The organism is Schaalia canis (genome assembly GCF_003858455.1).
In the GTDB taxonomy this organism is placed as follows: Bacteria; Actinomycetota; Actinomycetes; order Actinomycetales; family Actinomycetaceae; genus Pauljensenia; species Pauljensenia canis.
Genome location: NZ_RQZF01000003.1, coordinates 220,777 through 242,430 on the forward strand (window position 1 = coordinate 220,777; position 21,654 = coordinate 242,430).

At 59.4% G+C, this 21,654-nt stretch carries 30 protein-coding genes; 2 read left to right on the forward strand and 28 right to left on the reverse strand.

The features are described from left to right. Window positions 1-151: 151 nt before the first annotated feature. From EII11_RS04920 to EII11_RS04930, 3 genes are all read right to left on the reverse strand, one after another. On the reverse strand, window positions 152-2,692 hold the full coding sequence (locus EII11_RS04920) for a coiled-coil domain-containing protein (RefSeq protein ID WP_205649236.1): 2,541 nt from the start codon (window positions 2,690-2,692) through the stop codon (window positions 152-154). 220 nt (window positions 2,693-2,912) lie between these two features. Continuing rightward, window positions 2,913-3,587, reverse strand: coding sequence for a response regulator transcription factor (locus EII11_RS04925; protein WP_240623067.1), 675 nt, complete (start codon window positions 3,585-3,587; stop codon window positions 2,913-2,915). Continuing rightward, the gene (locus tag EII11_RS04930) at window positions 3,580-4,869 is read right to left on the reverse strand and encodes a sensor histidine kinase (protein WP_165867070.1); all 1,290 of its coding nucleotides are present in this window, start codon (window positions 4,867-4,869) and stop codon (window positions 3,580-3,582) included. The genes EII11_RS04925 and EII11_RS04930 overlap by 8 nt, the downstream gene beginning before the upstream one ends. Before the next feature lie 120 nt (window positions 4,870-4,989). On the opposite strand from EII11_RS04930, the gene EII11_RS04935 reads away from it, so the two are divergent. After that, a complete protein-coding gene (locus EII11_RS04935; protein WP_124869449.1) occupies window positions 4,990-5,904 on the forward strand; it encodes a CPBP family intramembrane glutamic endopeptidase in 915 nt (304 codons plus the stop codon). A gap of 137 nt (window positions 5,905-6,041) precedes the next feature. Here EII11_RS04935 and rplQ read toward each other — a convergent pair whose 3' ends face one another. From rplQ to rplN, 19 genes are all read right to left on the reverse strand, one after another. Then, window positions 6,042-6,563, reverse strand: a complete 522-nt coding sequence (gene rplQ / locus EII11_RS04940) for a 50S ribosomal protein L17 (protein ID WP_124869452.1) — start codon at window positions 6,561-6,563, stop codon at window positions 6,042-6,044. Between the two features lie 49 nt (window positions 6,564-6,612). Next, complete coding sequence (locus EII11_RS04945) at window positions 6,613-7,614, reverse strand: DNA-directed RNA polymerase subunit alpha (RefSeq protein WP_124869455.1); 1,002 nt, start codon at window positions 7,612-7,614, stop codon at window positions 6,613-6,615. A 163-nt stretch (window positions 7,615-7,777) separates the two neighbouring features. Continuing rightward, window positions 7,778-8,185 (reverse strand): 30S ribosomal protein S11, encoded by a 408-nt coding sequence (gene rpsK / locus EII11_RS04950; RefSeq protein ID WP_124869458.1) that lies wholly within the window; start codon window positions 8,183-8,185, stop codon window positions 7,778-7,780. 56 nt (window positions 8,186-8,241) lie between these two features. After that, window positions 8,242-8,613, reverse strand: a complete 372-nt coding sequence (gene rpsM, locus EII11_RS04955; RefSeq protein WP_124869461.1) for a 30S ribosomal protein S13 — start codon at window positions 8,611-8,613, stop codon at window positions 8,242-8,244. Between the two features lie 153 nt (window positions 8,614-8,766). Continuing rightward, window positions 8,767-8,880 (reverse strand): 50S ribosomal protein L36, encoded by a 114-nt coding sequence (gene rpmJ, locus EII11_RS04960; protein WP_124869464.1) that lies wholly within the window; start codon window positions 8,878-8,880, stop codon window positions 8,767-8,769. Between the two features lie 48 nt (window positions 8,881-8,928). After that, a complete protein-coding gene (gene infA, locus EII11_RS04965; protein WP_124869467.1) occupies window positions 8,929-9,150 on the reverse strand; it encodes a translation initiation factor IF-1 in 222 nt (73 codons plus the stop codon). A gap of 232 nt (window positions 9,151-9,382) precedes the next feature. Further along, window positions 9,383-10,249 (reverse strand): type I methionyl aminopeptidase, encoded by an 867-nt coding sequence (map, locus tag EII11_RS04970; protein ID WP_124869470.1) that lies wholly within the window; start codon window positions 10,247-10,249, stop codon window positions 9,383-9,385. Between the two features lie 6 nt (window positions 10,250-10,255). After that, window positions 10,256-10,849 carry an adenylate kinase gene (locus EII11_RS04975; protein ID WP_124869472.1) on the reverse strand — a complete coding sequence of 198 codons (594 nt, stop codon included), beginning with the start codon at window positions 10,847-10,849 and terminating at the stop codon, window positions 10,256-10,258. Next, window positions 10,846-12,138 (reverse strand): preprotein translocase subunit SecY, encoded by a 1,293-nt coding sequence (gene secY / locus EII11_RS04980; protein WP_124869474.1) that lies wholly within the window; start codon window positions 12,136-12,138, stop codon window positions 10,846-10,848. Before secY ends, EII11_RS04975 begins: the two co-directional genes overlap by 4 nt. Window positions 12,139-12,338: 200 nt before the next feature. Beyond that, window positions 12,339-12,821: a 50S ribosomal protein L15 gene (gene rplO / locus EII11_RS04985; RefSeq protein ID WP_124869477.1), complete on the reverse strand. Its 483-nt coding sequence runs from the start codon at window positions 12,819-12,821 to the stop codon at window positions 12,339-12,341. A gap of 2 nt (window positions 12,822-12,823) precedes the next feature. After that, entirely contained in the window at window positions 12,824-13,006 is a 183-nt protein-coding gene (gene rpmD / locus EII11_RS04990) for a 50S ribosomal protein L30 (RefSeq protein ID WP_124869480.1), read from the reverse strand. Then, window positions 13,006-13,698: a 30S ribosomal protein S5 gene (rpsE, locus tag EII11_RS04995; protein WP_124869483.1), complete on the reverse strand. Its 693-nt coding sequence runs from the start codon at window positions 13,696-13,698 to the stop codon at window positions 13,006-13,008. Before rpsE ends, rpmD begins: the two co-directional genes overlap by 1 nt. A gap of 28 nt (window positions 13,699-13,726) precedes the next feature. Further along, window positions 13,727-14,098 carry a 50S ribosomal protein L18 gene (rplR, locus tag EII11_RS05000; protein ID WP_124869486.1) on the reverse strand — a complete coding sequence of 124 codons (372 nt, stop codon included), beginning with the start codon at window positions 14,096-14,098 and terminating at the stop codon, window positions 13,727-13,729. Further along, window positions 14,098-14,634 carry a 50S ribosomal protein L6 gene (gene rplF, locus EII11_RS05005; protein ID WP_124869488.1) on the reverse strand — a complete coding sequence of 179 codons (537 nt, stop codon included), beginning with the start codon at window positions 14,632-14,634 and terminating at the stop codon, window positions 14,098-14,100. The genes rplR and rplF overlap by 1 nt, the downstream gene beginning before the upstream one ends. Before the next feature lie 15 nt (window positions 14,635-14,649). Further along, complete coding sequence (gene rpsH, locus EII11_RS05010) at window positions 14,650-15,048, reverse strand: 30S ribosomal protein S8 (protein ID WP_124869491.1); 399 nt, start codon at window positions 15,046-15,048, stop codon at window positions 14,650-14,652. 63 nt (window positions 15,049-15,111) lie between these two features. Further along, a complete protein-coding gene (locus EII11_RS05015) occupies window positions 15,112-15,297 on the reverse strand; it encodes a type Z 30S ribosomal protein S14 (RefSeq protein WP_124869494.1) in 186 nt (61 codons plus the stop codon). 3 nt (window positions 15,298-15,300) lie between these two features. Next, window positions 15,301-15,846 (reverse strand): 50S ribosomal protein L5, encoded by a 546-nt coding sequence (gene rplE, locus EII11_RS05020; protein ID WP_124869497.1) that lies wholly within the window; start codon window positions 15,844-15,846, stop codon window positions 15,301-15,303. Window position 15,847: 1 nt separating this feature from the next. Beyond that, entirely contained in the window at window positions 15,848-16,276 is a 429-nt protein-coding gene (gene rplX, locus EII11_RS05025; protein ID WP_124869501.1) for a 50S ribosomal protein L24, read from the reverse strand. Beyond that, window positions 16,276-16,644: a 50S ribosomal protein L14 gene (gene rplN / locus EII11_RS05030; RefSeq protein WP_124869504.1), complete on the reverse strand. Its 369-nt coding sequence runs from the start codon at window positions 16,642-16,644 to the stop codon at window positions 16,276-16,278. Before rplN ends, rplX begins: the two co-directional genes overlap by 1 nt. A gap of 1,171 nt (window positions 16,645-17,815) precedes the next feature. On the opposite strand from rplN, the gene EII11_RS05035 reads away from it, so the two are divergent. Continuing rightward, complete coding sequence (locus EII11_RS05035) at window positions 17,816-18,925, forward strand: hypothetical protein (protein ID WP_124869506.1); 1,110 nt, start codon at window positions 17,816-17,818, stop codon at window positions 18,923-18,925. Between the two features lie 300 nt (window positions 18,926-19,225). Here the strand turns inward: EII11_RS05035 and rpsQ are convergent, their stop codons facing one another. Genes rpsQ through rpsS form a run of 6 tightly spaced genes read right to left on the reverse strand, consistent with a single transcriptional unit; the run spans window position 19,226 to window position 21,644 of the window. Further along, window positions 19,226-19,495, reverse strand: a complete 270-nt coding sequence (gene rpsQ / locus EII11_RS05040) for a 30S ribosomal protein S17 (protein ID WP_124869509.1) — start codon at window positions 19,493-19,495, stop codon at window positions 19,226-19,228. 5 nt (window positions 19,496-19,500) lie between these two features. After that, window positions 19,501-19,734 (reverse strand): 50S ribosomal protein L29, encoded by a 234-nt coding sequence (gene rpmC, locus EII11_RS05045; RefSeq protein ID WP_124869512.1) that lies wholly within the window; start codon window positions 19,732-19,734, stop codon window positions 19,501-19,503. Then, the gene (rplP, locus tag EII11_RS05050) at window positions 19,734-20,153 is read right to left on the reverse strand and encodes a 50S ribosomal protein L16 (protein WP_124869515.1); all 420 of its coding nucleotides are present in this window, start codon (window positions 20,151-20,153) and stop codon (window positions 19,734-19,736) included. The genes rpmC and rplP overlap by 1 nt, the downstream gene beginning before the upstream one ends. A 5-nt stretch (window positions 20,154-20,158) precedes the next feature. Beyond that, window positions 20,159-20,959 (reverse strand): 30S ribosomal protein S3, encoded by an 801-nt coding sequence (gene rpsC / locus EII11_RS05055; RefSeq protein WP_124869519.1) that lies wholly within the window; start codon window positions 20,957-20,959, stop codon window positions 20,159-20,161. Continuing rightward, a complete protein-coding gene (gene rplV, locus EII11_RS05060; protein ID WP_124869522.1) occupies window positions 20,959-21,330 on the reverse strand; it encodes a 50S ribosomal protein L22 in 372 nt (123 codons plus the stop codon). Before rplV ends, rpsC begins: the two co-directional genes overlap by 1 nt. A 32-nt stretch (window positions 21,331-21,362) precedes the next feature. Further along, window positions 21,363-21,644 carry a 30S ribosomal protein S19 gene (gene rpsS, locus EII11_RS05065; protein WP_124869526.1) on the reverse strand — a complete coding sequence of 94 codons (282 nt, stop codon included), beginning with the start codon at window positions 21,642-21,644 and terminating at the stop codon, window positions 21,363-21,365. Window positions 21,645-21,654 lie beyond the last annotated feature (10 nt).

The window sequence follows — 21,654 nt, forward strand, 5'->3', positions numbered from 1 at the left end:
AAGCTCACAAGGATTTCAGACTGCATCTGACATGGGCAAATACATCCTGGTTGAAATGAGTTTTTCGCAATACCCGAAACTTAAGAGCTTTCAGAAAACTCAGAACTTCAGCCTTTCAGACAATTCATCACAGGCAGACAAACCAGACGCCTCAGCGCCGACGCAAACCTCGGTGAGTCACCACGGCGCCGGCACCGATGATAGCCATCAGAGCAGCAACCCCTGAAAGATCCTCAGCACCTGTTGAGGCAAGCCCCTGAGACGATGACGCCTTCGCTTGCGGGGCGACCTGAGCCTCTACCTGCCCAGACTGCCCCTTCGCTGGCGGCACCTGTTCCTTTGCCGGCGGAGTTGGGCACGCAGGCAGTTTGCGGGCACTACTGAGATCATTCGAGGCCACATCCACCTTCCGACGGGCTACCTCGAAGTCCTCACGCAAGGTAGTGCGCAGCGCCTTCTGTGCAGCAACATCAGCCCGAGCGCGATCAACAGAGGGAATCTGCATGCGGAGTCGAGCAATTTTCGCCTCTAGCTCGGCAAAAACCTTCCCCTGCAAAGGCGCGGCGATACCTGCGTCCTTCCCAAGCGTCATGAAAGCAGCAGCGGTAGCCTCAGCTTCAGTGAGTTCCCTAATTCCAGTGCTCAGAGCACGCGACGCTGCTTCTGCCGCTTGCTTACTTCCAGCAAGAACACGTTGTGCCTCAAGCAAACGTGCCTGCGCTTTCTGACGATCGGCAGTCACCGTCGCATGAGCGTCATCACGAGCCTTTCGGGCTGCCACTTCTTCAGCGCTCAGTCGATTGGCTACGCTTTGAGCTTCCTGCTCGTCGCGGCGCGCTCCTGCAAGAGCCTCAGCATCGGTAGCTGCGCTTTGCGCCGCCTGCGTTGCAGCAGCCTGGGCGGTATCAACCTGAGCGGCCTTGCGTACTTGGTCTTCCTGAGCAGCAGTCAGGCTTGTCTTCGCGGTCTCCAGACGCTGGCTTGCCTGATTTTCTGCAGCCCCAAGCTGAGTGTCCAGATCACCGGCGAAGTCAGCACCAAAGCTCTCTTTCAGGGCTTTAGCCGCGTCAAGCTCACGCTGCTTCAGCGCTGCCGCCTCCTGCGCTGCGCGCGCAGCTTCACTATGTTGTGTTTTCTTCGCCTCAAGCTGAGCGAGCACGCTGCTCTTTTGGTCGAAAGCTTCTTGCAGCGGCGCAAGAGTGGGCTGTTCTTGAGCAAGCGCCTGCTGCTCATTCGTCAGGGATTGAGTCAGACCGTCCAGTCGCTGCGAAATTGCTTCAGCTTGCTGAGTGCCAGCCTTTTCCTCCGCAACAAGCGTCTGCTCCTGCCGACGGAACGCGATGAGCTCGTTCGTCAAGGAGTCAAGAGATTCCCGAGTCTCACGCAGATCAACGTCATTTGACTCCCAGCTCAGTTGCTTCCCTGCTAAAGAGTTCTTCTTTCTCTCAATCTCTGCGGCGTTCGCCTCAGCATCCTGCATGAGATCCTGAATCTCTCGCTTGAGCTGTGCAATCTCGGCATCCAACCGCAGCAGAGCCTCCGCATACACTTGCTCAAAACGAGACAGTTCTTCGTGCCTTTGCTCCCCTCCGGCGATCTTGCCTCGAAGCGTCACTAGCTCCTGCGTCTTTTCTGCTGTTGCTTCCTGAACAGAACGCAATTCTGCGGCAGCCGTCTCCCTCTGCTTCTCAAGGTCTGCAATGGTGGCAAGGCGTGCGGTAGCAGCAGCCTTCACCGGATCAAGGGCACGCTTAGCAGCATCTTTTTCTGCAGTGGCCGCCTCAACCTGGCGAGTCACATCCGCAAGTTCTGTCGCCCGCTGCTCGCTTTCCTGACGCGCACGGTCAAAAGCACTCTGCGCGTCCGCGAGCCCACGCTCAATCGCTGCTTTACCACCCGCTTGCTTCAAACGCTCGTTCTTTTCCCGTGCGTCCGTCAGTGCGGCCTCTGCCTCGCGCAGTTCTTGCTGCGCATGACGAACGTGCGCGTCAGCCTCGTCACGGGCAGTCTTTGCCTGAGCAAGGCTGTCTTCTGCTGCTTTCTGAGCCGCTGCGGACCGCTCGACATTCTCTTGAGCGCTGCGAGTGGACTGCTTCTTTTCCTCAAGAGTCGCCCGAGCCTGAGCGGAGTCAGCACTCAGCTTCTTCACTTTCTGCGAGAGTTCGTCGGTGCCAGCGGCATTAGCTGCCTCTTTGGCCTGCAACGCCGTAATCTCAGCATGAATACCCTGCAGGGTCTTCTCATGCGCGGCAAGGCCGTTCTGAGCTGCCTTCAATGCAGCGCGCGCAGCCTCGACCTTCTGTTCAGCGGCCTTCTGCTCGGCTACTGCACCCTTTCGTGCATCCTCAACTGCTCGACGAATACGACCGATGGTCTCCTGACGGGCCGCTTCCAGCGTATCGACGGTCTTTTCTTGACGAGCAAGCTTCTGATCGGCCTCGGCAAGTTTCTGTTCGGCAAGCAAAGAACCCGCTTTTGCCTCGTCAAGAGCGCGGGTCAAACGCTGCTCAATGTCGGCACTGAGGCACACGAGGGACTGCGGCGAGTTCACGGCATGATTATCTGCGGCGTATGCCTGTGGGGAGGCAACAAGGCTGGCTGCCACGAATGCACTGACGATAACAGCAGGAACAGCCTGTGAAGGGCGTCGAGTCATCTCTTCCTCACTCAGTGTTGGGGATCTTGAAAACACTTGTGTTCCCTTTTACGTTATCCCCCCACTCATTCAGTTTCAATTAAGAAACGTCACTCTTTTTCACGGCCTCCAACAGCTCCCCCTCCCACAATGCGCACAATAACGCGCTTTCTCCACCCTGTTGTGTATTAGCGCACGGAGCATCCGTGAGTAACTTCATCAGCCTCGTGCACTAATGTTCCTGAGCGCAAAAGGACTCAGCCGCGCAACACACAACTCATCGCTCCTCAACCTCATGGAAAGCCTTATAGAGGCCAAGGGCCAAAGCAGTCCGATCAGAGGCATCACATTTACGCAGCAACGAAGAGACATGATTCTTCACCGTCCCCTCCGCCAACACCATCCGCTGCGCAATCGCCTGATTAGACAGGCCCTCAGAAACAAGAAAAGCCACCTCACGCTCCGTCGGAGTAAGACGAGACAAAACAGACGAATCACCCTTCTCTGCCTCGTCATCTCCCCTCAACGCAAGGCGAGCAACCTGCGGATCAATAACGAGTCCGCCTTGAGCAACCGCTCGAACCGCCTGAGAAAGCGTGTCAATCGAGGCGTCCTTGAGCAAAAAACCCGCCGCCCCCTGTTCAAGAGCACCACGAATAAGATGCGGCTCATCAAAAGTCGTCAGAACCAAAACCGGAATATGGGGAAACTCCTGAGCGCAGCAGCGCACCAGTTCAATCCCGTCCATCACCGGCATCTTTGCGTCCGACACAATCACATCGACAGGAGTTGACCTCAGCACCGCCAATGCCTCGGCGCCATGCGCAGCCTGGGCGACAACCTCAATGCCAGGAACTGTTCCAAAAAGCATCAAAAGACCACGGCGCAGTAGCTGATGATCGTCAACGAGTAAAACACGGATCGGCTCCGCCTCAGATATCGACTCAGACACCAGTTTCACCCCCGCTGCGAGCGTCGACGCACTGTTCCATGGCCACATGATTCGGAAGCACAACGCTCAGCGCGAAATCATCCCCTTCACGACCTGCTCGAAGCAAACCGCCTAATTCCTCCACCCGTTCCCTCAAGCCTCCAATTCCAAATCCCACCGTGGGCCCGCCAGACTCCCCCACAGGAGCATGGGGAACCTCCTCCCGACATTCAGGAGAAATTCGATTCACCACAAGAAGATTCACCCCACCCTCAACCATTGCCAGAGTGATCGTGACATCACGCGCATGCGAATGGCGTAGGGCATTTGTTAGCCCCTCCTGAACCGCACGGTGGAGAACAACCTCTTCGATCTGCCCCAATGCGGGCCCTCCCAAAAGGTTCTCGACCTCCACCCGCACCCCTGTACCGCGGAAAGAGGCCGCGATAGCCTCCAAAGCAGCCACTCCCCTGCTCTCTGCCCCACCAGTTACGGGACTGAGTGCGCGCACCCAGGTACGCATCTCTCCCACGGCCTCGCGCGTAGCCCGTTGCGCGACAACGATCTCCGCCCAGGCGGCGTCCGCGTCCGTTTCCCTCACGCGAGAAGCAAACTCAAGGCTCATACCAATCTGCGTGAGGCGATGCCCCAATCCATCATGAAGCTCATGGGCGGCGCGAGCACGCTCCTTAGCCAAAACAAGTTCCTTTTCCAAGGCAACCTGTCGTTCTACCTGAGCTAAAGCAGCATCACGTTCGGCAATCATCACCTGTTGATCCGCCACCACTGCCTCGTAGCGTCTCATCAGCAGCCCCAAAGCCGTCCCGACCGTCATGAGGATAAAAACCAGTACCCCGTTGACAAGACCGTCCTCTACCTGCCCGCGACTCATAAGGACAACCATGCCCGTAGTGGCCACCAACGCATTCCCCAGCAAACCCGCCCACACGCCCACATCAATCACCAGCAAAGCCTGCGCGACAAGGAGGAAGGGAACATTAAACCCTAGCTGTCCGATAACAGCGGGCACCAAAAGCAAGAACAACACCACAACTGAGCACACGGCTCTCCCTCGACCAACTGGGAGTCGATGACGCACAACCCACAGCACCCCCACCAGCACGCCTACCGTGGGTAACAGCAGAGCAAGCGGAAGTTCCCGCTGTTCAGCCACCGCCAGAATCGTTGCAGCAAATGCGATGTAGCTGAGAAAGGCGAGCACCTGCAAAACCGCCAGCATGGTCCGCCCGGCATAGTGAGAATCCGCATGTGTCCCCAAAGACCAACTCATTGTGGTGTCCATAGCTGACACCCTAGATGACCTCCGGTAGTCCCGTCCCATGACCGTAGTCATGATTCCTCACCGAAACTCCTGACGCCAGCCACTCTCCACCGGCAGAGACAATCAATAGCGTGAGGGGCTATGAATACTCACATTTCATCCCCAGTTTCGCACTCCTCCGCGCCCCGCAAAGCAACACCCTTCGCATGTCCACGGCTTCCTGAATGGGCGCGGATTCTCCTGACGATGCTTGCAATGCTGGCCGCGTATGTACCGATCATGCTCATCTCGTCCATTCCTGCCTTCAGCGAATGGTTGAAATCCAGCAATTACCTGGTCAACACCGTGGCCAATCTGTGTGTCCAGCTCAGTGTTGGCCTCATGATGCTTCTCCTCGCCACAGTGTTGATCCGCACGCTAGACCGCCGACCAGTAGCTGCCCTGGGCCTGTCGATCAATCTCAGAGCCTTCTTTTCCTTCCTGCTCGGCACCGCGCTTGCCATCGGAATTATCTGGGGATCAGCCTTCGCCCTGTACGCCTTTGATCTCGTCTCTGTTATGCCCCACGCTAGCGCTGCCCCCAGTGACGCGCCCGTCGCCCTCGTCCTGGCGCTGATTCTTGGACGGGCATTCTTCCTCCAAGGTTTTGGCGAGGAAGTGCTTTTCCGCGGATACCTCATGCAGTCCCTGTCAGCGCGTCCGCAGCGAGCACTGTGGATCTCTGTGGGCACGTTTACGATCCTTCATTTGCTCTCTCAAGGTCCACAGCAAAGCCTTCTTGATCGAGTGCTCTACCTGATTTTGCCTCTCGGTTTTGCTGTACTTGCCGGTTATCTGGCGATTCTCCTGCGCTCCACCTGGGCTGCAGTAGGAATCCACGGCGGTATGCACGTTGGGACAATGATGCTCACCTACTGGATGCAGCTCGATACGAATACGATGCTCAGTGTGGTCATCAATGGCCTCATTTTCCTCGCGGCTGGCCTGATTGTCGCACGGTTCATCCCCCGCTCCCGGTGGGACGAGGTTGCCGCCATCGGTCCTTACGCTGCCTAGTCCAGCCATAGGGGGTGGTTTGGCACGACTCCGCCCCCAGCATGCTCACACAAAAGAAAGGGTTGGGGTTCACGATCCTACGATCGTGAACCCCAACCCTTTATCGGATCATGCGCGGCACGTCAGTGCCGGGTCACTCACTTCTCTTCAGCAGCCTCTTCGGTTGCCTCGGCTTCAACGGCAGCTTCTTCAACTGCGGGTTCCTCGGCCTTGACCTCTTCGGCTGCGGCTTCTTCAGCCTTCTTTTCTGCTGCAGCAACGGTGGCTTCAGCTTCAGCCACGACAGCCTTCTTCGCAACGCGTTCCATGACGAACTCAATGCGCATCAGAGGAGCGTTGTCGCCCTTACGGTAGCCAACGCGGGTCAGGCGGGTGTAGCCGCCCTTACGCTCAGCGTCCATCGCAGGGACGATCTCGTCGAAGAGCATGTAAACGGCATCCTTGTTGGTGATGCGCTTAGCAACGGTACGACGAGCGTGCAGGTCGCCGCGCTTGGCCTTGGTGACCAGCTTTTCCACGTAAGGCTGAAGCACCTTGGCCTTGGCCTCGGTCGTGGTGATGGCGCGGTGTTCAATGAGCTGCGTGGCCAGGTTGGCCAGGATCAGCTTCTGGTGTGCCGGGCTGCCGCCCAGGCGAGCACCCTTCTTGGGGGTGGGCATTGGTGTCTCCTACAAAAGTATGAAGTCGAGCGTCTGGCGACGCCCAGGGTCAGAAGGACTGGTCGTCGCTGAACTGGATCGAACCGGAGTCGCCCTCGCCGGGCATGGACGGCATCAGGGAATCCTTGAGGGTCATACCAAGGGCGCCCAGGGCTTCCTTGATTTCCTCAATGGACTTGGTGCCGAAGTTACGGATATCCAGCAGGTCAGCCTCGGAGTGAGCAACGAGCTCGCCGATGTTGAGGATGCCACGACGGCGCAGGGCGTTGTACGAACGCGACTGCAGGTTGAGGCTCTCGATCGGCAGGGCCAGGTCGGCGGCGAGGGTGGCATCCGTGGTGGAGGGGCCAACCTCAATACCTTCAGCTTCCTCGTTGAGTTCACGCATCAAGCCGAAGAGCTCCACAAGGGTCTTACCAGCGGAGGCAAGAGCATCGCGGGGGCTAATGGCCGGCTTGGTCTCCACGTCAATGACGAGGCGATCGAAGTCGGTGCGCTGCTCAACACGGGTGGCCTCGACCTTGTAGGTCACCTTGAGGACCGGCGAGTAGATCGAGTCAATCGGGATACGAGAGATCTCGGCCTGGGGATCCTTGTTCTGAGCGGCAGAGACATAACCGCGGCCACGCTCGACCGTCAGTTCAATCTCCAGCTTGCCCTTCTCATTGAGGGTGGCAAGATGCAGCTCAGGGTTGTGAATCTCCACGCCGGCGGGAGGAGTGATATCTCCAGCCACGACTGTGCCGGGGCCAGCCTTGCGCAGGTACATCACAACAGGCTCGTCATTCTCAGAGGAGAGAACGATCTGCTTGATGTTGAGGATGATTTCGGCAACGTCTTCCTTCACGCCCTCAACGGTGCGGAACTCGTGAGGCACTCCATCAATACGGATGGAGGTCACGGCTGCGCCGGGGATCGAGGACAGCAGGGTACGACGCAGGGAGTTACCCAGCGTGTAGCCGAAGCCTGGCTCGAGGGGTTCGAGGGTGAAACGGGAGCGGAAGTCGCTGACTTTTTCTTCGGTCAGGATGGGTCGCTCTGCAATGAGCACGTCTTGTTCCTTTCTTCCCGGCGACCGCCATATGACGCCGGATGCGGGTCCCGATGAACGGGGAAGGGAGTGTGGAGTGGCCACTTAGCCGAGGGCGTTTGCGCCACTCAGACGTGGGGTTGTCCTCTCACAGGTGTCAAAGGACAGCCCGCTCAGGCTCGGGTCAGACGCGGCGACGCTTGGGAGGACGAGCGCCGTTGTGTGCCTGGGGAGTGACATCCTGGATCGAACCAACCTCAAGGCCAGCAGCCTGGAGGGAACGGATCGCGGTCTCACGGCCGGAGCCGGGACCCTTCACGAAGACGTCAACCTTCTTCATGCCATGCTCTTGTGCGCGACGGGCGGCAGCCTCGGCGGCAAGCTGAGCAGCGAAGGGGGTGGACTTACGCGAGCCCTTGAAGCCAACCTGGCCGGAGGAGGCCCAGGCAATAACGGCGCCAGTGGGATCGGTAATGGAGACGATGGTGTTGTTGAACGTCGACTTAATGTAGGCGTTGCCGTGGGTGACGTTCTTGCTCACCTTGCGACGCGGCTTGCGCGACGCGGAGGAGCGGGTGGACTTAGTAGCCATTGAAAGTTCCTTCGATGTCGATGAGCTACAGGTGTGTGCAGCTCAAGCCGGGTCTATTACTTCTTCTTCTTACCTGCGACGGTACGCTTGGGGCCCTTACGGGTACGAGCGTTCGTCTTGGTGCGCTGGCCGTGCACGGGCAGGCCACGGCGGTGGCGAAGACCCTGGTAGGAACCGATCTCAATCTTGCGGCGAATATCGGCCTGCACCTCACGGCGCAGGTCACCCTCGACCTTGTAGTTGGATTCGATGTAGGTACGCAGCTTGACGAGGTCGTCCTCGGTAGCGTCCTTCACACGCAGGTCGGGGCTCACGCCGGTAGCCTCAAGGGTTTCCTTGGCGCGGGTGCGTCCAACACCGTAGATGTAAGTAAGCGCGATCTCCATACGCTTTTCGCGAGGGAGGTCGACGCCGGCAATACGTGCCATTTTGCTTCTCCAGTGGGTTTTTCGGAGGTCGTCACCACGCCATCCAGACGAATTGTCTGGCCCCGGCCTCCGAACCGGGGGTCGTTGCTCGGCAACGTTTGGTGTGATGCTGACGGGCCTTTGCGGCCCTATGACCGGCTACAGGGTCAGGGTTCAGCCCTGACGCTGCTTGTGTCGGGGGTTGTCGCAGATGACCATGACCTTGGCGTGGCGACGAATCACCTTGCACTTGTCACAGATCGTCTTGACACTCGGCTTGACCTTCATGGTTATACCTCCACGCCATGTCAGCATGGCGCTGTCGTGTCGGCTGGTTTACTTGTAGCGGTAAACGATACGGCCCTTGGACAGGTCGTAGGGGCTCAGTTCCACCACAACGCGATCCTCGGGAAGGATACGAATGTAGTGCTGACGCATCTTGCCCGAAATGTAGCCCAAGACAATGTGACCATTGCTCAGCTCTACGCGGAACATTGCGTTAGGCAGGGCTTCAACAACCGTGCCTTCAATCTCGATGACGCCGTCCTTCTTCGCCATGAACTCCGTCTGTCCTTAGTGTGTCTAGTAGTACCGCGGTTGTACCGCAAGGCGCGGCCCACCCCTCAATCGCATGAAAGTGGGTATGAGTGGACACGCCCGACTATCCACAATAGGCCATACAGGGGTTTTGTGGTAGTCAACGGCACTGTTCACTCCCTCACCTTTTAGAAAACGAGGGAGCAGGTGACGCTACTCCCTCGTTCCACTCGCATGTATGCGCCAAGCCGCGTTAATCAAGAATTACCGGTGTCACTCCGTAGGGAGCCAGACCTGCCACTCCCCCATCAGGTGCAGTGAGGATCGAAATACCATCGTCGAGGATTGCCACCGAGTGCTCCCACTGGGCGGCATCCGAGCCGTCCATGGTGCGCACCGTCCACTGGTCGTCCTCGGTGAACGTGTCGATACCACCGGTGGTCAGCATCGGCTCAACGGCCAGGACCATACCGGGTTTGAGCCTGGCGGTAATACCCCGCACACGGTAGTTGAGCACGTCGGGCGCCTGATGCATGGCCGTGCCGATGCCATGGCCGGTGAACTCCTCAACGATGCCAGCTTCCCAGCCAAGCTCTTCAGCTCGGGAAGCGACGACATCTTCAACGGCATTGCCCACAGCTCCGACCCGTTTGCCCTTGGCCAGGCTGGCCAAAGCTGCCCACATGGCTTCGCGCGTGACAGCTTCAAGCTCTCGGCGGCTTTGCAAAAGGGCTGCGTCGACCTGGCCATCGGCCTGATCGTCACCAATAATCATGGTGAAGGCGGCATCTCCATGCCACTGTTTACCGGCGCGTTCCACGTAGGCTCCGCAGTCAAAGCTGACGATATCCCCCACCTGGAGGACGTAGTCACCGGGAATGCCATGTACGACCACATCGTTAGGTGAGATGCATACCGAAGCCGGGTAGCCGTAGTAGCGGTAGAAGTTTGACTTTGCACCGGCATTACGAATCACTTCATGACAAATGGCGTCAAGCTCACCAGTTGGCACGCCAGGCACGGCAGCCGCGCGCAATGCGGAATGGATACGAGCGACAACGAGACCAGCTTCGCGCATGTAGCGAATCTGGTCTCGTGTCTTCAGTTCAATGCGGCCCACGATGGGTCAGCCCTGTTTGCGCTCGCAGGTCGGCAAGGCGTCCAACACTGCGAAGATGCGTTCGGAGACTTCGTCGATGGTGCCCGAGCCGTCAACGACTTCAAGGAGGTCCTGATCGGCGTAGTACGTTGCCATCGGCATGGTCTGTTCGCGGTAGACCTCAAGGCGGTGACGCATCACCGGTTCAGTGTCATCCGTGCGGTGCTGCTCTTCGGCGCGCTTGAGCATTCGCGTGACGACCTCGTCCTCGTCAACCTCGATCTCAAGAACGAGGTTCAGCGTGATTCCCAGGTCGGCGAGCATGTCACGCAGGACGTGTGCCTGATCCAGGGTACGGGGGTAGCCGTCAAGTAGGAAGCCCTTTTGGGCATCAGGAGCAGCCAGGCGGGCCTTCACCATGGGGTTGGTGACGGAGTCGGGAACGAACTCACCACGGTCAATGTAGAGGGCGGCCTGCTTGCCTAGCTCTGTCCCTTCGGACATGTTGGTCCGAAAGATTGCACCGGTGGAGATCGCCGGAATGCCGAGGCGTTCCGCAATCCGCTTGGCCTGAGTTCCTTTGCCGGCCCCAGGAGGGCCCAGCAAGATGATGGTCGTCATCGCAGGAAACCTTCGTAGTGGTGCTGTTGCAGCTGCGTGTTGATTTCCTTCACGGTCTGCAGGCCGACGCCGACAATAATCAGCAGGGTCGTGCCGCCGAAGGGCATCTGTCCAGCCCCGAGGCCCAGCGGGATGATCAAGAGAGAGGGCAGCAGCGCAATAACCACGAGGTAGATGGCACCGGCGCTCGTAATGCGGTTGACGACGTAGCGCAGGTACTCAGCGGTGGGGCGGCCAGCGCGGTAGCCCGGGATGAAGCCGCCGTAGCGCTTCATATTGTCCGCGACCTCTTCAGGGTTGAAGGTGATCGAGGTGTAGAAGAATGCGAAGAAGAGGATCAGCAGGGCGTAAATGGTGAGGTAGAGCCACGCCGTCGAGGAGAAGTGCGTGCGGATCCACAGCACCCAGTCAGCATCCTGAGCGCCAAACTGTGCCACCAAGGAAGGCATAGCCAGAAGGGAGGATGCGAAGATGACGGGGATAACGCCCGACATGTTTATCTTCAGGGGAATGTAGGTGGAGGAGCCACCGTAGGTGCGGCGCCCGACCATACGCTTTGCGTACTGAACGGGGATGCGACGCTGAGCCTGCTCGATGAAGACAACGGCGATGGTAACGCCGAGGATCATGGCGATGATGGCGGCCACGGCGCTCCAGTTGCCGCCCTGACCGATGGAAAGGAGCTGTGCGGGAAGCTGGGCGGTAATCGAGGTGAAGATCAACAGGGACATGCCGTTGCCGATGCCGCGTTCAGTGATGAGTTCGCCCAGCCACATGATGACCGAGGTACCTGCCGTCATCACGATCACCATGACGAGGAAGCTGGTCACAGAGTCATCAGCAATGATGCTCTGCTGGCATGCGGGGAAGAGCGCGCCTGAGCGTGCGAGCGTGATAGTCGTGGTGGACTGCAGCACGCCAAGGAAGATGGTCAGGTAGCGCGTGTACTGAGTCAGCTTGGCTTGGCCGATCTGGCCTTCCTTGTGGAGGTCATCAAAGCGGGGGACGACCACGCGCAGCAGCTGAATGATGATCGATGCCGTGATGTAAGGCATGATGCCCAGGGCGAAGATCGACAGCTGCAGGAGTGCACCACCGGAGAAGAGGTTAACGAGGTCCAGCAGGGATGCTTGTTCCTGTTGGGCCAAACATGCCTGGACGGCCTTGGTGTCCACACCTGGTGCAGGGATGAAGGTTCCAAGACGGAACAAGGCCATGATCAGCAGGGAAAAGAGCAGCTTCCGACGAAGGTCGGGTGTGCGGAATGCCTGCGCGAACGCACTGAGCAAGGCGTTCCTCCTCCGGTGTTGTGGGGAAAACCCGTTATCTCGGGATTAGGACTGTGGAAAGCGTACCCGAGTGACGGTCAAATATGCGAGTTTCAGTGACATCGCTGATGTCACTCCAAGAAGAATAGTAGGACGTTAGTCCTAATTGAGGTGAAAAGGGGTGGTCCGGTTCTCCACCGGACCACCCCTCTTCATACGTTTCAGCGGGCCGTGAGGCTACCGCCAGCCGCGGTGATCTTGGCTTCGGCGGAGGCCGACCAAGCATCGACAACGAGGTCGAACTTGGCGGTGACATCGCCGGTGCCCAGCACCTTCACAGCATGTCCATCGCGGACTGCGTGACGTGCCACGAGATCTTCCACGGTCACCTTGCCACCTTCGGGGAACAGTTCCTGCAGGCGGTCGAGGTTCACGACCTGGAATTCAACGCGGAAGGGGTTCTTGAAGCCGCGCAGCTTGGGCAGGCGCATGTGGATGGGCATCTGACCACCCTCGAAACCTGCCTTCACCTGGTAGCGAGCCTTCGTGCCCTTGGTACCACGACCAGCGGTCTTACCCTTGGAGCCTTCACCGCGGCCGACGCGAGTCTTAGCGGTCTTGGCGCCCGGGGCGGGACGCAGGTGGTGGAGCTTGACGATGCGAACCTGCTCGGTTGCACCCTCAGTAGCCTTGGAGTTGGCCATAATCAGTCGACCTCCTCAACGGTCACCAGGTGACGCACGGTGCGAACTGCGCCGCGAACAGCGTCAGTATCTTCGCGTACGACACTCTGGCCGATCTTACGCAGACCGAGGGTACGCAGGGTATCCCTCATGTTCTGCTTGGTGCCGATGGTGGACTTGACCTGGGTAATCTTCAGATTTGCCATCACTCGCTCACCCCTGCAGCGGCCTTCTCAGCCTCGGCTTCTTCAGCCTTGGCGCGAGCCTCGGCCTCACCTTCGGCGCGTGCACGCAACATTGCTGCGGGAGCAACACGCTCGAGGGGCAGGCCACGACGGGCTGCAACGGCCTCAGGCTGTTCGAGCTGCTTGAGAGCAGCCACGGTTGCGTGAACGATGTTGATTGCGTTGTCCGAACCAATGGACTTGGTGAGCACGTCGTGCACACCGGCGGCCTCGAGCACGGCGCGAACCGGACCACCGGCGATAACGCCGGTACCGGGAGCTGCCGGGCGGAGGAGCACCTCGCCTGCGGCGTCGCGACCCTGCACGAAGTGGGTGATGGTGCGGCGGATCATGGGGACGCGGAAGAAGTTCTTCTTCGCTTCCTCAACACCCTTGGAAATAGCCTGGGGAACTTCCTTGGCCTTTCCGTAGCCAACGCCCACGGTGCCTTCACCGTCACCAACGACGACCAGGGCGGTGAAGGAGAAACGACGTCCACCCTTCACAACCTTGGAGACGCGGTTGATGGTGACAACGCGTTCGATGTACTGGTTCTTGTCCTCGGCGCGACGATTGTCGCGGCGGTCCTGGCGGCCCTCGCGGCGGCCACGGCGTTCGCCGTCAGCGCGTTCGGTGCCTTCCTGACCGTTCCTGCCTCGCTGCTGTGCAGCCATCAGTTGATCTCTCTTTCCTCAGACGCCATCACAGCTCGAGTCCGCCCTCACGGGCGGCCTCTGCGACAGCCGCCACGCGGCCGTGGTACTTATTGCCACCGCGGTCGAAGACCACGGAGGTGATGCCGGCAGCCTTAGCGCGCTCTGCAACGAGGGCGCCAACCTTGTGTGCCTTCTCGACCTTGGTGCCTTCTGCTGCAAGCAGATCGGCCTCGAGGGTGGAGGCGGACACGAGGGTGTGGCCGACAGTGTCGTCGATGACCTGAGCAACCATGTGACGGTTGGAACGGGTAACGACCAGGCGCGGACGCTCGGCGGTGCCGGAGATCTTCTTGCGAAGGCGCAGGTGACGACGCTTGCGTGCAACAACCTTGCCCTTGCCGGTGATCTTGAAAGCCATCACTTACCAGCCTTTCCGACCTTGCGACGGATGGTCTCGCCCACGTAGTGGATACCCTTGCCCTTGTAGGGTTCGGGCTTCTTGAGCTTACGGATACGAGCTGCGGTTTCACCCACGAGCTGCTTGTCGATGCCAGCCACAGTGAACTTGGTCTGGGATTCGACGGTGAACTCAATGCCCTCGGGAGCGGGGACGAGAATGGTGTGCGAGAAGCCGAGGGAGAACTCAAGGTCCTTGCCCTTTGCAACCACGCGGTAACCGGTACCGGTGATTTCAAGCTGCTTCTTGTAGCCTTCGGTCACACCAATCACCATGTTGGCGATCAGGGTGCGGGTCAGGCCATGCATTGCACGGGAACGGCGCTCATCGTCGGGGCGAGCCACAACGATCTGTCCGTCTTCAATTGCCACGGTGATGGGGTCAACGACAGTGTGGGTGAGGGTGCCCTTGGGGCCCTTCACGGTCACATCTGCGCCGTCGATGTTGACATCGACGCCACCGGGGATGGCAATGGGGTTCTTACCAATACGCGACATTGTCCAGCCTCCTTATCACCAGATGTAGGCGAGGACTTCCCCACCCACACCCTTGTCGGCTGCCTGACGGTCGGTAAGCAGGCCAGAGGACGTGGACAGGATAGCCACGCCGAGGCCGCCGCGGACCTTGGGCAGGTTGGTGGACTTGGCGTATACGCGAAGACCGGGCTTCGACACGCGCTGGACACCCTCAATGGCGCGCTCACGACGGGAGCCGTACTTGAGGTTGAGCGTGAGGGTCTGGCCCACACGGGCGTCCTCAACGTCGATGGAGGAGATGTAGCCCTCTTCGACGAGGATGTTCGCGATGGCGGCCTTGAGCTTCGAGTAGGGCATTGAGACCGACTCGTGGTACGCCTGGTTCGCATTGCGCAGACGCGTCAGCATGTCTGCAATGGGATCAGTCATAGTCATGGGGGAAATTTCCCCTTCCTCGTCGCGGTTTCTCCGGCGTACCGGGACCTACGACGTCAGTGTTTACCAGCTGCTCTTGGTCACGCCCGGGAGCTCACCACGGAGGGCGAGTTCGCGCAGGCAGACGCGGCACAGTCCGAACTTACGGTACACCGAACGCGGACGACCGCAACGGTTGCATCGAGTGTAGGCGCGCACACCGAACTTGGGGGTGCGGGCAGCCTTGATCTTAAGGGACGTCTTGGCCATGGATCAGTCCTCCTTGAAGGGGAAGCCGAGGTGACGCAGAAGGGCGCGGCCCTCTTCGTCGGTGGAGGCCGAGGTGACGACCGTGATATCCATGCCGCGCACTCGGTCAATCGAGTCCTGGTCGATCTCGTGGAACATGGACTGTTCCGTCAGACCGAAGGTGTAGTTGCCATGACCGTCGAACTGCTTGGCCGAGAGGCCACGGAAGTCGCGGATACGAGGCAGTGCGGTGGAGAGAAGACGATCGAGGAACTCCCACATGCGGTCACCACGCAGGGTGACGTGCGCGCCAATGGCCTGGCCTTCACGCAGCTTGAACTGTGCGATGGACTTGCGAGCCTTGGTGACGTAGGGCTTCTGACCGGTGATAGCGGTGAGGTCGCGGATTGCGCCCTCAAGTGCCTTCGAATCGCGAGCGGCCTCGCCGACACCCATGTTGACGACGATCTTGGTCAGACCGCCAACTTCCATGATGTTTGCGTGCTCGAACTCCTTGCGAAGGGCATCGCGGATCTCGGAGTTGTACTTTTCCTTCAAACGCGGGGCCATCTCAGATCTCCTTGCCCTGCTCGATGCCACGCTTGGCGCCACCGCGGGTCACGCGAACGCGGACGGTGCGGGTGCGGCCGTCACGCTCAACGGTGTCCTCACGGAAGCCAACGCGGACGCGCTGCTTGGTGTCGGGGTCAACGAGGGCAACCTTGGACAGCGAGATGGGGGCTTCCACAGTCTCGATGCCGCCGGCGCTGTTGGGGCCCTGACGGACGTGGCGGGTCTTGAGGTTTACGCCCTCAACGAGGACCTTTTCCTCTGCGGGGAAAACCTTGATAACGCGACCCTGCTTGCCCTTATCGCCGGGCTTGAGGGGCTCAAGGCCTTCTGCTTCGCGGCGAGCGTTACGCTCGGCGAGCTTCTGCTCGTCAGCGGTGCGGCCGCGCACAACCTCTACGAGGTCACCCTTACGGATCTTCGCTGCCATCAGATCACCTCCGGAGCGAGAGAGACGATACGCATGAACTTCTTATCGCGCAGCTCGCGGCCAACGGGGCCGAAGATGCGGGTGCCTCGAGGTTCGCCATCATTCTTGAGGATGACAGCTGCGTTCTCGTCGAAACGGATGTAGGAACCGTCGGGACGGCGGGTTTCCTTGCGCGTACGCACGACAACCGCCTTAACGACGTCTCCCTTCTTGACGTTGCCGCCGGGGATGGCGTCCTTCACGGTAGCGACAATAGTGTCGCCAATACCCGCGTAGCGCCGACCCGAGCCGCCGAGAACACGGATGGTCAAGATCTCCTTGGCACCGGTGTTGTCGGCGACCTTCAGTCGCGACTCCTGCTGGATCATTTTTCAGTGACTCCTGTCGTCGAGCCGGTTCTCTGCGGGCGGAATACCGCCCACGAGCCTAGCCGAACATGTACGGACAACACGCAACGCTTGTTGCGCATCTTGTTCTCTCATCAAGCAGACTCAAGCACACCATCAGGATGCTAGGTCTCTGCATGACAAAAGCCGAGCCTCCGCCACTTGGGCTGGTGAGTTACTCCAATACCAAGCGTAAGCGTGAGACTGCAACTTACTTATCCTACGCTATTGGCCGAGTTTCGCGAAAGTAGCCGTGAATCGGATGCGCTGTGCGCTTGCTCACCGGCTTGCCTCACCCCCATCCCCCACCTGTTCCTCCTGTCTGCACCCCGCCCCCTGTTCTCCGCCTCCCCTGCCCACCGCACCCCGTTCTCCGCCTCCCTACCGCCCCCTGTTCTCCGCCTCCCCACCGCACCCTGTTCTCCGCCTCCCCACCGCACCCTGTTCTCCGCCTCCCCTGCCCACCGCACCCCGTTCTCCGCCTCCCTACCGCACCACCCGCTACCCGCCCTCGCCAAATATGCCCCGCGTTGACAAAACTGCCCCGCACACGGCGCAGTATTAGCAACGAGACGCAAAATTAGCTGCACGAGGGCGGGCTGGGAGAACCGTGCGTCAGCAGGTAAGCAGGTAAGCAAGCGGCCAGGCAGGTCGGGAACAGGCAGGCAGCTGGGCGGGGTACAGATAAGCAAGCGGGCAACAGTCAGCTGGGCAACAAGTGGACAAGTGGGCGGGGGTACAGATAAGCAAGCGGGCAACACCCAGGCGGGCGACAGGTAGGCAGGTCGGGAACAGGCAGGCAGCTGGGCGGGGGTACAGATAAGCAAGCAGGCAACAGTCAGCTGGGCAACAAGTGGACAAGTGGGGAACAGGCAGGCAGCTGGGCGGGGGTACAGATAAGCAGAGCCTTCAGGCAAGGTAGAGGCAAGGACGGCACTCCCCAATGAGCGCAAATATGCCCCGCGTTGACAAAACAGCCCCGCACACGGCGCAGGATTAACAACAAGACACAGATTTAAAGAAAGAAGTTTTCCACAGCTCCCAGACAGCATCCCCCTTATCCACATCTCCACCCTTACGCCGCCTTCTAGGAGTGTTCGACGTTGCACAGTGGATGCCACACAAGGATCCACAAAATAGAGAAGGGGAAGACATGACCCAGGCCATCACACAGACACCCGCCTCAACAAAAGGTGCCGACTCAGATTCCCTTCATGGGCCGTTACTCGATCTTGTTCAGCAGCTGATTATCACCGAGCGTGAGAACTACTCCACCGTCAGAAAAGATTTAGAAACCGACCAGTGTCACCGCATCGCGAAAGGCTTCTATCTTCCGAAAAGCAGCCTGCCAGAGGATCTACCCCCGTGGGAGCTCCGGCGGCGGATCGCGCTGATACGGCATTATGTCCACAACGCACGCATGTCACGTCTGCTGATGTTTAGCCATCAATCGGCCCTACTCATTCGGGAACTGCCGCTTTTGAACTGGCCTCTTCATATTCATGAGCGCTTAACTGGCAACAGTCCCAGTTTCCGAAGGCCCTATCCTGCATTGCGTTCCTCCGGGCGAATCCTTGCAGGCGCTGCACGCACGATCATCCATGCGGATCAGATCTTTGGAGATCCCCCTGAAGTCATTGCAGGAATGCCCGTGGCAACCCTGCGAGAAACAGCTCGTGACATTCTGACCTTTAGCCCTCCTGTAGAAGCAATCTGCGAGGTGAGTATCTTGATTCGCCATGCAGTTCACTACGACCGGCGTGATCTTCATGAAAGCCAAAAGCGCCTCAAGATGCTTCTACAAAACTGGCGTGATGCAATAGAGGGCCTACCAAATGAACGTGGCAAAAAACGGGCATTGAAACTACTGGAACTATGCGACGCAAAGTGTGAATCCATCGCTGAGACAAAGTTCCTCTGGTTCCTCCATACGTTCAAAGCGAGAACGTGGACCACACAGGAGGAGTTCTCCACGCCTGCAGGTTTGTATGTTGCCGATTTTTGTTTCCCCTCAGTCGGAGTATTGGTGGAAATAGAAGGCGTTGCCAAGCTCGGGAATGGCGCGACAACGGTGAAGCAAAATCTCAATGCTCTTCTTCTTCGCGATAACGCATTGACCGCTCAAGGCTGGAAGGTTATCCACTTGCCGGCAAGCCTCGTTCTTTCAACTCCCGTTGACCTTCTCGCTCATATACGGCAGGTAGCTCCCGAGATCCTATCGCCCGCACCGCCCCGACGCTGGCTCCTGGCCGGCTATCACTAAAGTCCAGATATCACTGAATCCACTACGCGCATTCCACATGAGTGACGTTGGAAAAGTCCCACGCAGGGCATCAACCCAGACAGGGTACCCCGCCTTCGCCCACCCCCGCCCGCACCACCCGCTACCCGCCCTCGCCAAATATGCCCCGCGTTGACAAAACAGCCCCGCACGCGACGCAGTATTAGCAACGAGACGCAAAATTAGCTGCATGAGCGGGCGACAGGTAGGCAAGGAAAAAGGTGTGGCCCCTCTCCCAAGAGAGGGGCCACACCTATCAGTCTGGAAGTCAGAGACTCTCGATCACTTAGCGCGTTCGATAATCTCCACCACGCGCCAACGCTTGGTAGCGGAAAGCGGGCGGGTTTCCATGATCAGGACGAGGTCGCCAACGTGGCATTCATTTGCCTCGTCGTGAACCTTGACCTTCTTGGACTTGCGCATGACCTTGCCGTAGAGGGCGTGCTTCACGCGGTCCTCAATCTCGACGACAACGGTCTTGTCCATCTTGTCGCTCACAACGTAGCCACGACGGACCTTGCGGTCGTTGCGTGCATTGGTGGTCTCAGACACTCGACTCACTCCTTGGTGCTAGGGGCGGTACGGAAGCCAAGCTCCCTCTCGCGCGCAACGGTGTAGATACGGGCAATATCGCGGCGCACGGTCTTCATGCGGCCGTGATCTTCAAGCGAGCCGACGGCCTGCGAGAAACGCAGGTTGAACAGCTCAGCCTTAGCCTTCTCGAGCTCCTTGGACAGCTGAGCGTTGTCCATAGCATCGAGATCGGCAGTGGTCAGACCCTTCTTAGCCATCAGATGTCACCACCCTCGCGGACCACGAAACGGGTCTTCATCGGAAGCTTGTGCATAGCACGGCGCATAGCCTCGCGAGCGAGGGGTTCGGGCACGCCGGCCAGCTCGAACATGATACGACCAGGCTTGACGGGAGCAACCCACCATTCCACAGCACCCTTACCGGAACCCATACGGGTTTCAGCCGGCTTCTTGGTCAGGGGGCGGTCAGGGAAGATGTTGATCCACACCTTACCGCCACGCTTGACGTGACGGGTCATGGCGATACGAGCAGCTTCAATCTGACGGTTGGTGATGTAAGCGGGCTCGAGAGCCTGGATGCCGTACTGGCCGAATGCCAGTTCGGTTCCGCCGGAGGCCACACCGGTACGGTGCGGACGGTGCTGGCGGCGCCACTTAGTACGACGAGGAATGAGCATCGGGCTCAGGCCTCCGTTCCGGTTTCAGCAGCCGCGGGAGCCTGAGTGGCCTGCGACTGGGAGTTGTCCTGCTGAGAGGGGCGGCCGCCACCACGACGGGGGTTGCGACGCTCACCACGGCGACCGCCGCGGTTGTTCTGCTCAGCCTGCTGACGGGCGAACTCACGTTCGGTGATGTCACCCTTGTAGATCCACACCTTGACGCCGATGCGACCAAAGGTGGTACGAGCCTCGTGGAAGCCGTAGTCGATGTTCGCGCGGAGGGTGTGCAGGGGCACGCGGCCTTCGCGGTAGAACTCGGAACGGCTCATTTCGGCGCCACCAAGGCGGCCGGAGACCTGCACACGGATACCCTTAGCGCCTGCGCGCTGCGCGGACTGAATGCCCTTACGCATTGCGCGACGGAAGGAAACGCGTGCAGCGAGCTGCTCGGCAATACCCTGAGCGACGAGCTGGGCTTCCAGGTCGGGGTTCTTGACCTCGAGGATGTTCAGCTGAACCTGCTTGCCGGTGAGCTTTTCGAGGCTCTGGCGAAGGCGGTCAGCTTCTGCACCGCGGCGACCGATCACGATGCCGGGGCGAGCGGTGTGGAGATCAACGCGCACACGGTCACGAGTACGCTCGATATCGACCTTGGCGATACCGGCGCGCTCGAGGGTTTCGGTAAGCGTCTTGCGGATGGCGACGTCCTCGGCGACGTAGTCAGCGTAACGCTGACCCTTCGCGCTGGAGTCGGAGAACCAGCGAGACCGGTGATCGGTGGTGATTCCCAGGCGGAACCCGGTGGGGTTTACCTTCTGACCCATTACCGGTCTCCCTTCTTCTTATCGTCCTTGGTGCCGACCACAACGGTGATGTGGCTGGTGCGCTTGAGAATGCGTCCTGCGCGGCCCTGGGCACGCGGGCGGAAACGCTTCATCGTGGGGCCTTCGTCAACGAAGGTTTCCAGAACCAGAAGGTCTGCTTCGTTGAAGGTCTCGCCAGCGAGCTCTGCCTTGACCTTTGCGTTGGCCACAGCGCTGAGCAGCACCTTGCGGACGTCGGTTGCAACTGCCTGCGGTGCGAACCGCAGAATGTCGGCGGCCTCCAGAGCGGCCTTGTTGCGAATCTCGTTCACAACGCGGCGAGCCTTCTGGGGCGTGACGCGGACATAACGCGCCTGCGCCTTGGCTTCCATGAAATCCTGCCTCTACTTCTCTGAGGGCCGGCTCAGCGCCGACGTCCCTTACGATCGTCCTTGTCGTGGCTGCGGAAAGTACGCGTAGGAGCGAACTCGCCGAGCTTGTGGCCCACCATCGACTCGGTGACGAAAACGGGCACATGCTTGCGGCCGTCGTGAACGGCGAAGGTCAGACCCAGGAAGTCCGGGGTGATGACCGAGCGACGCGACCAGGTCTTAATAACGCTCTTCGAGCCGGTCTCGTTCGCGGCGTCAACCTTCTTCAGGAGGTGAGCGTCGACGAAGGGACCCTTCTTCAAACTACGTGGCATTTTTCAGCTC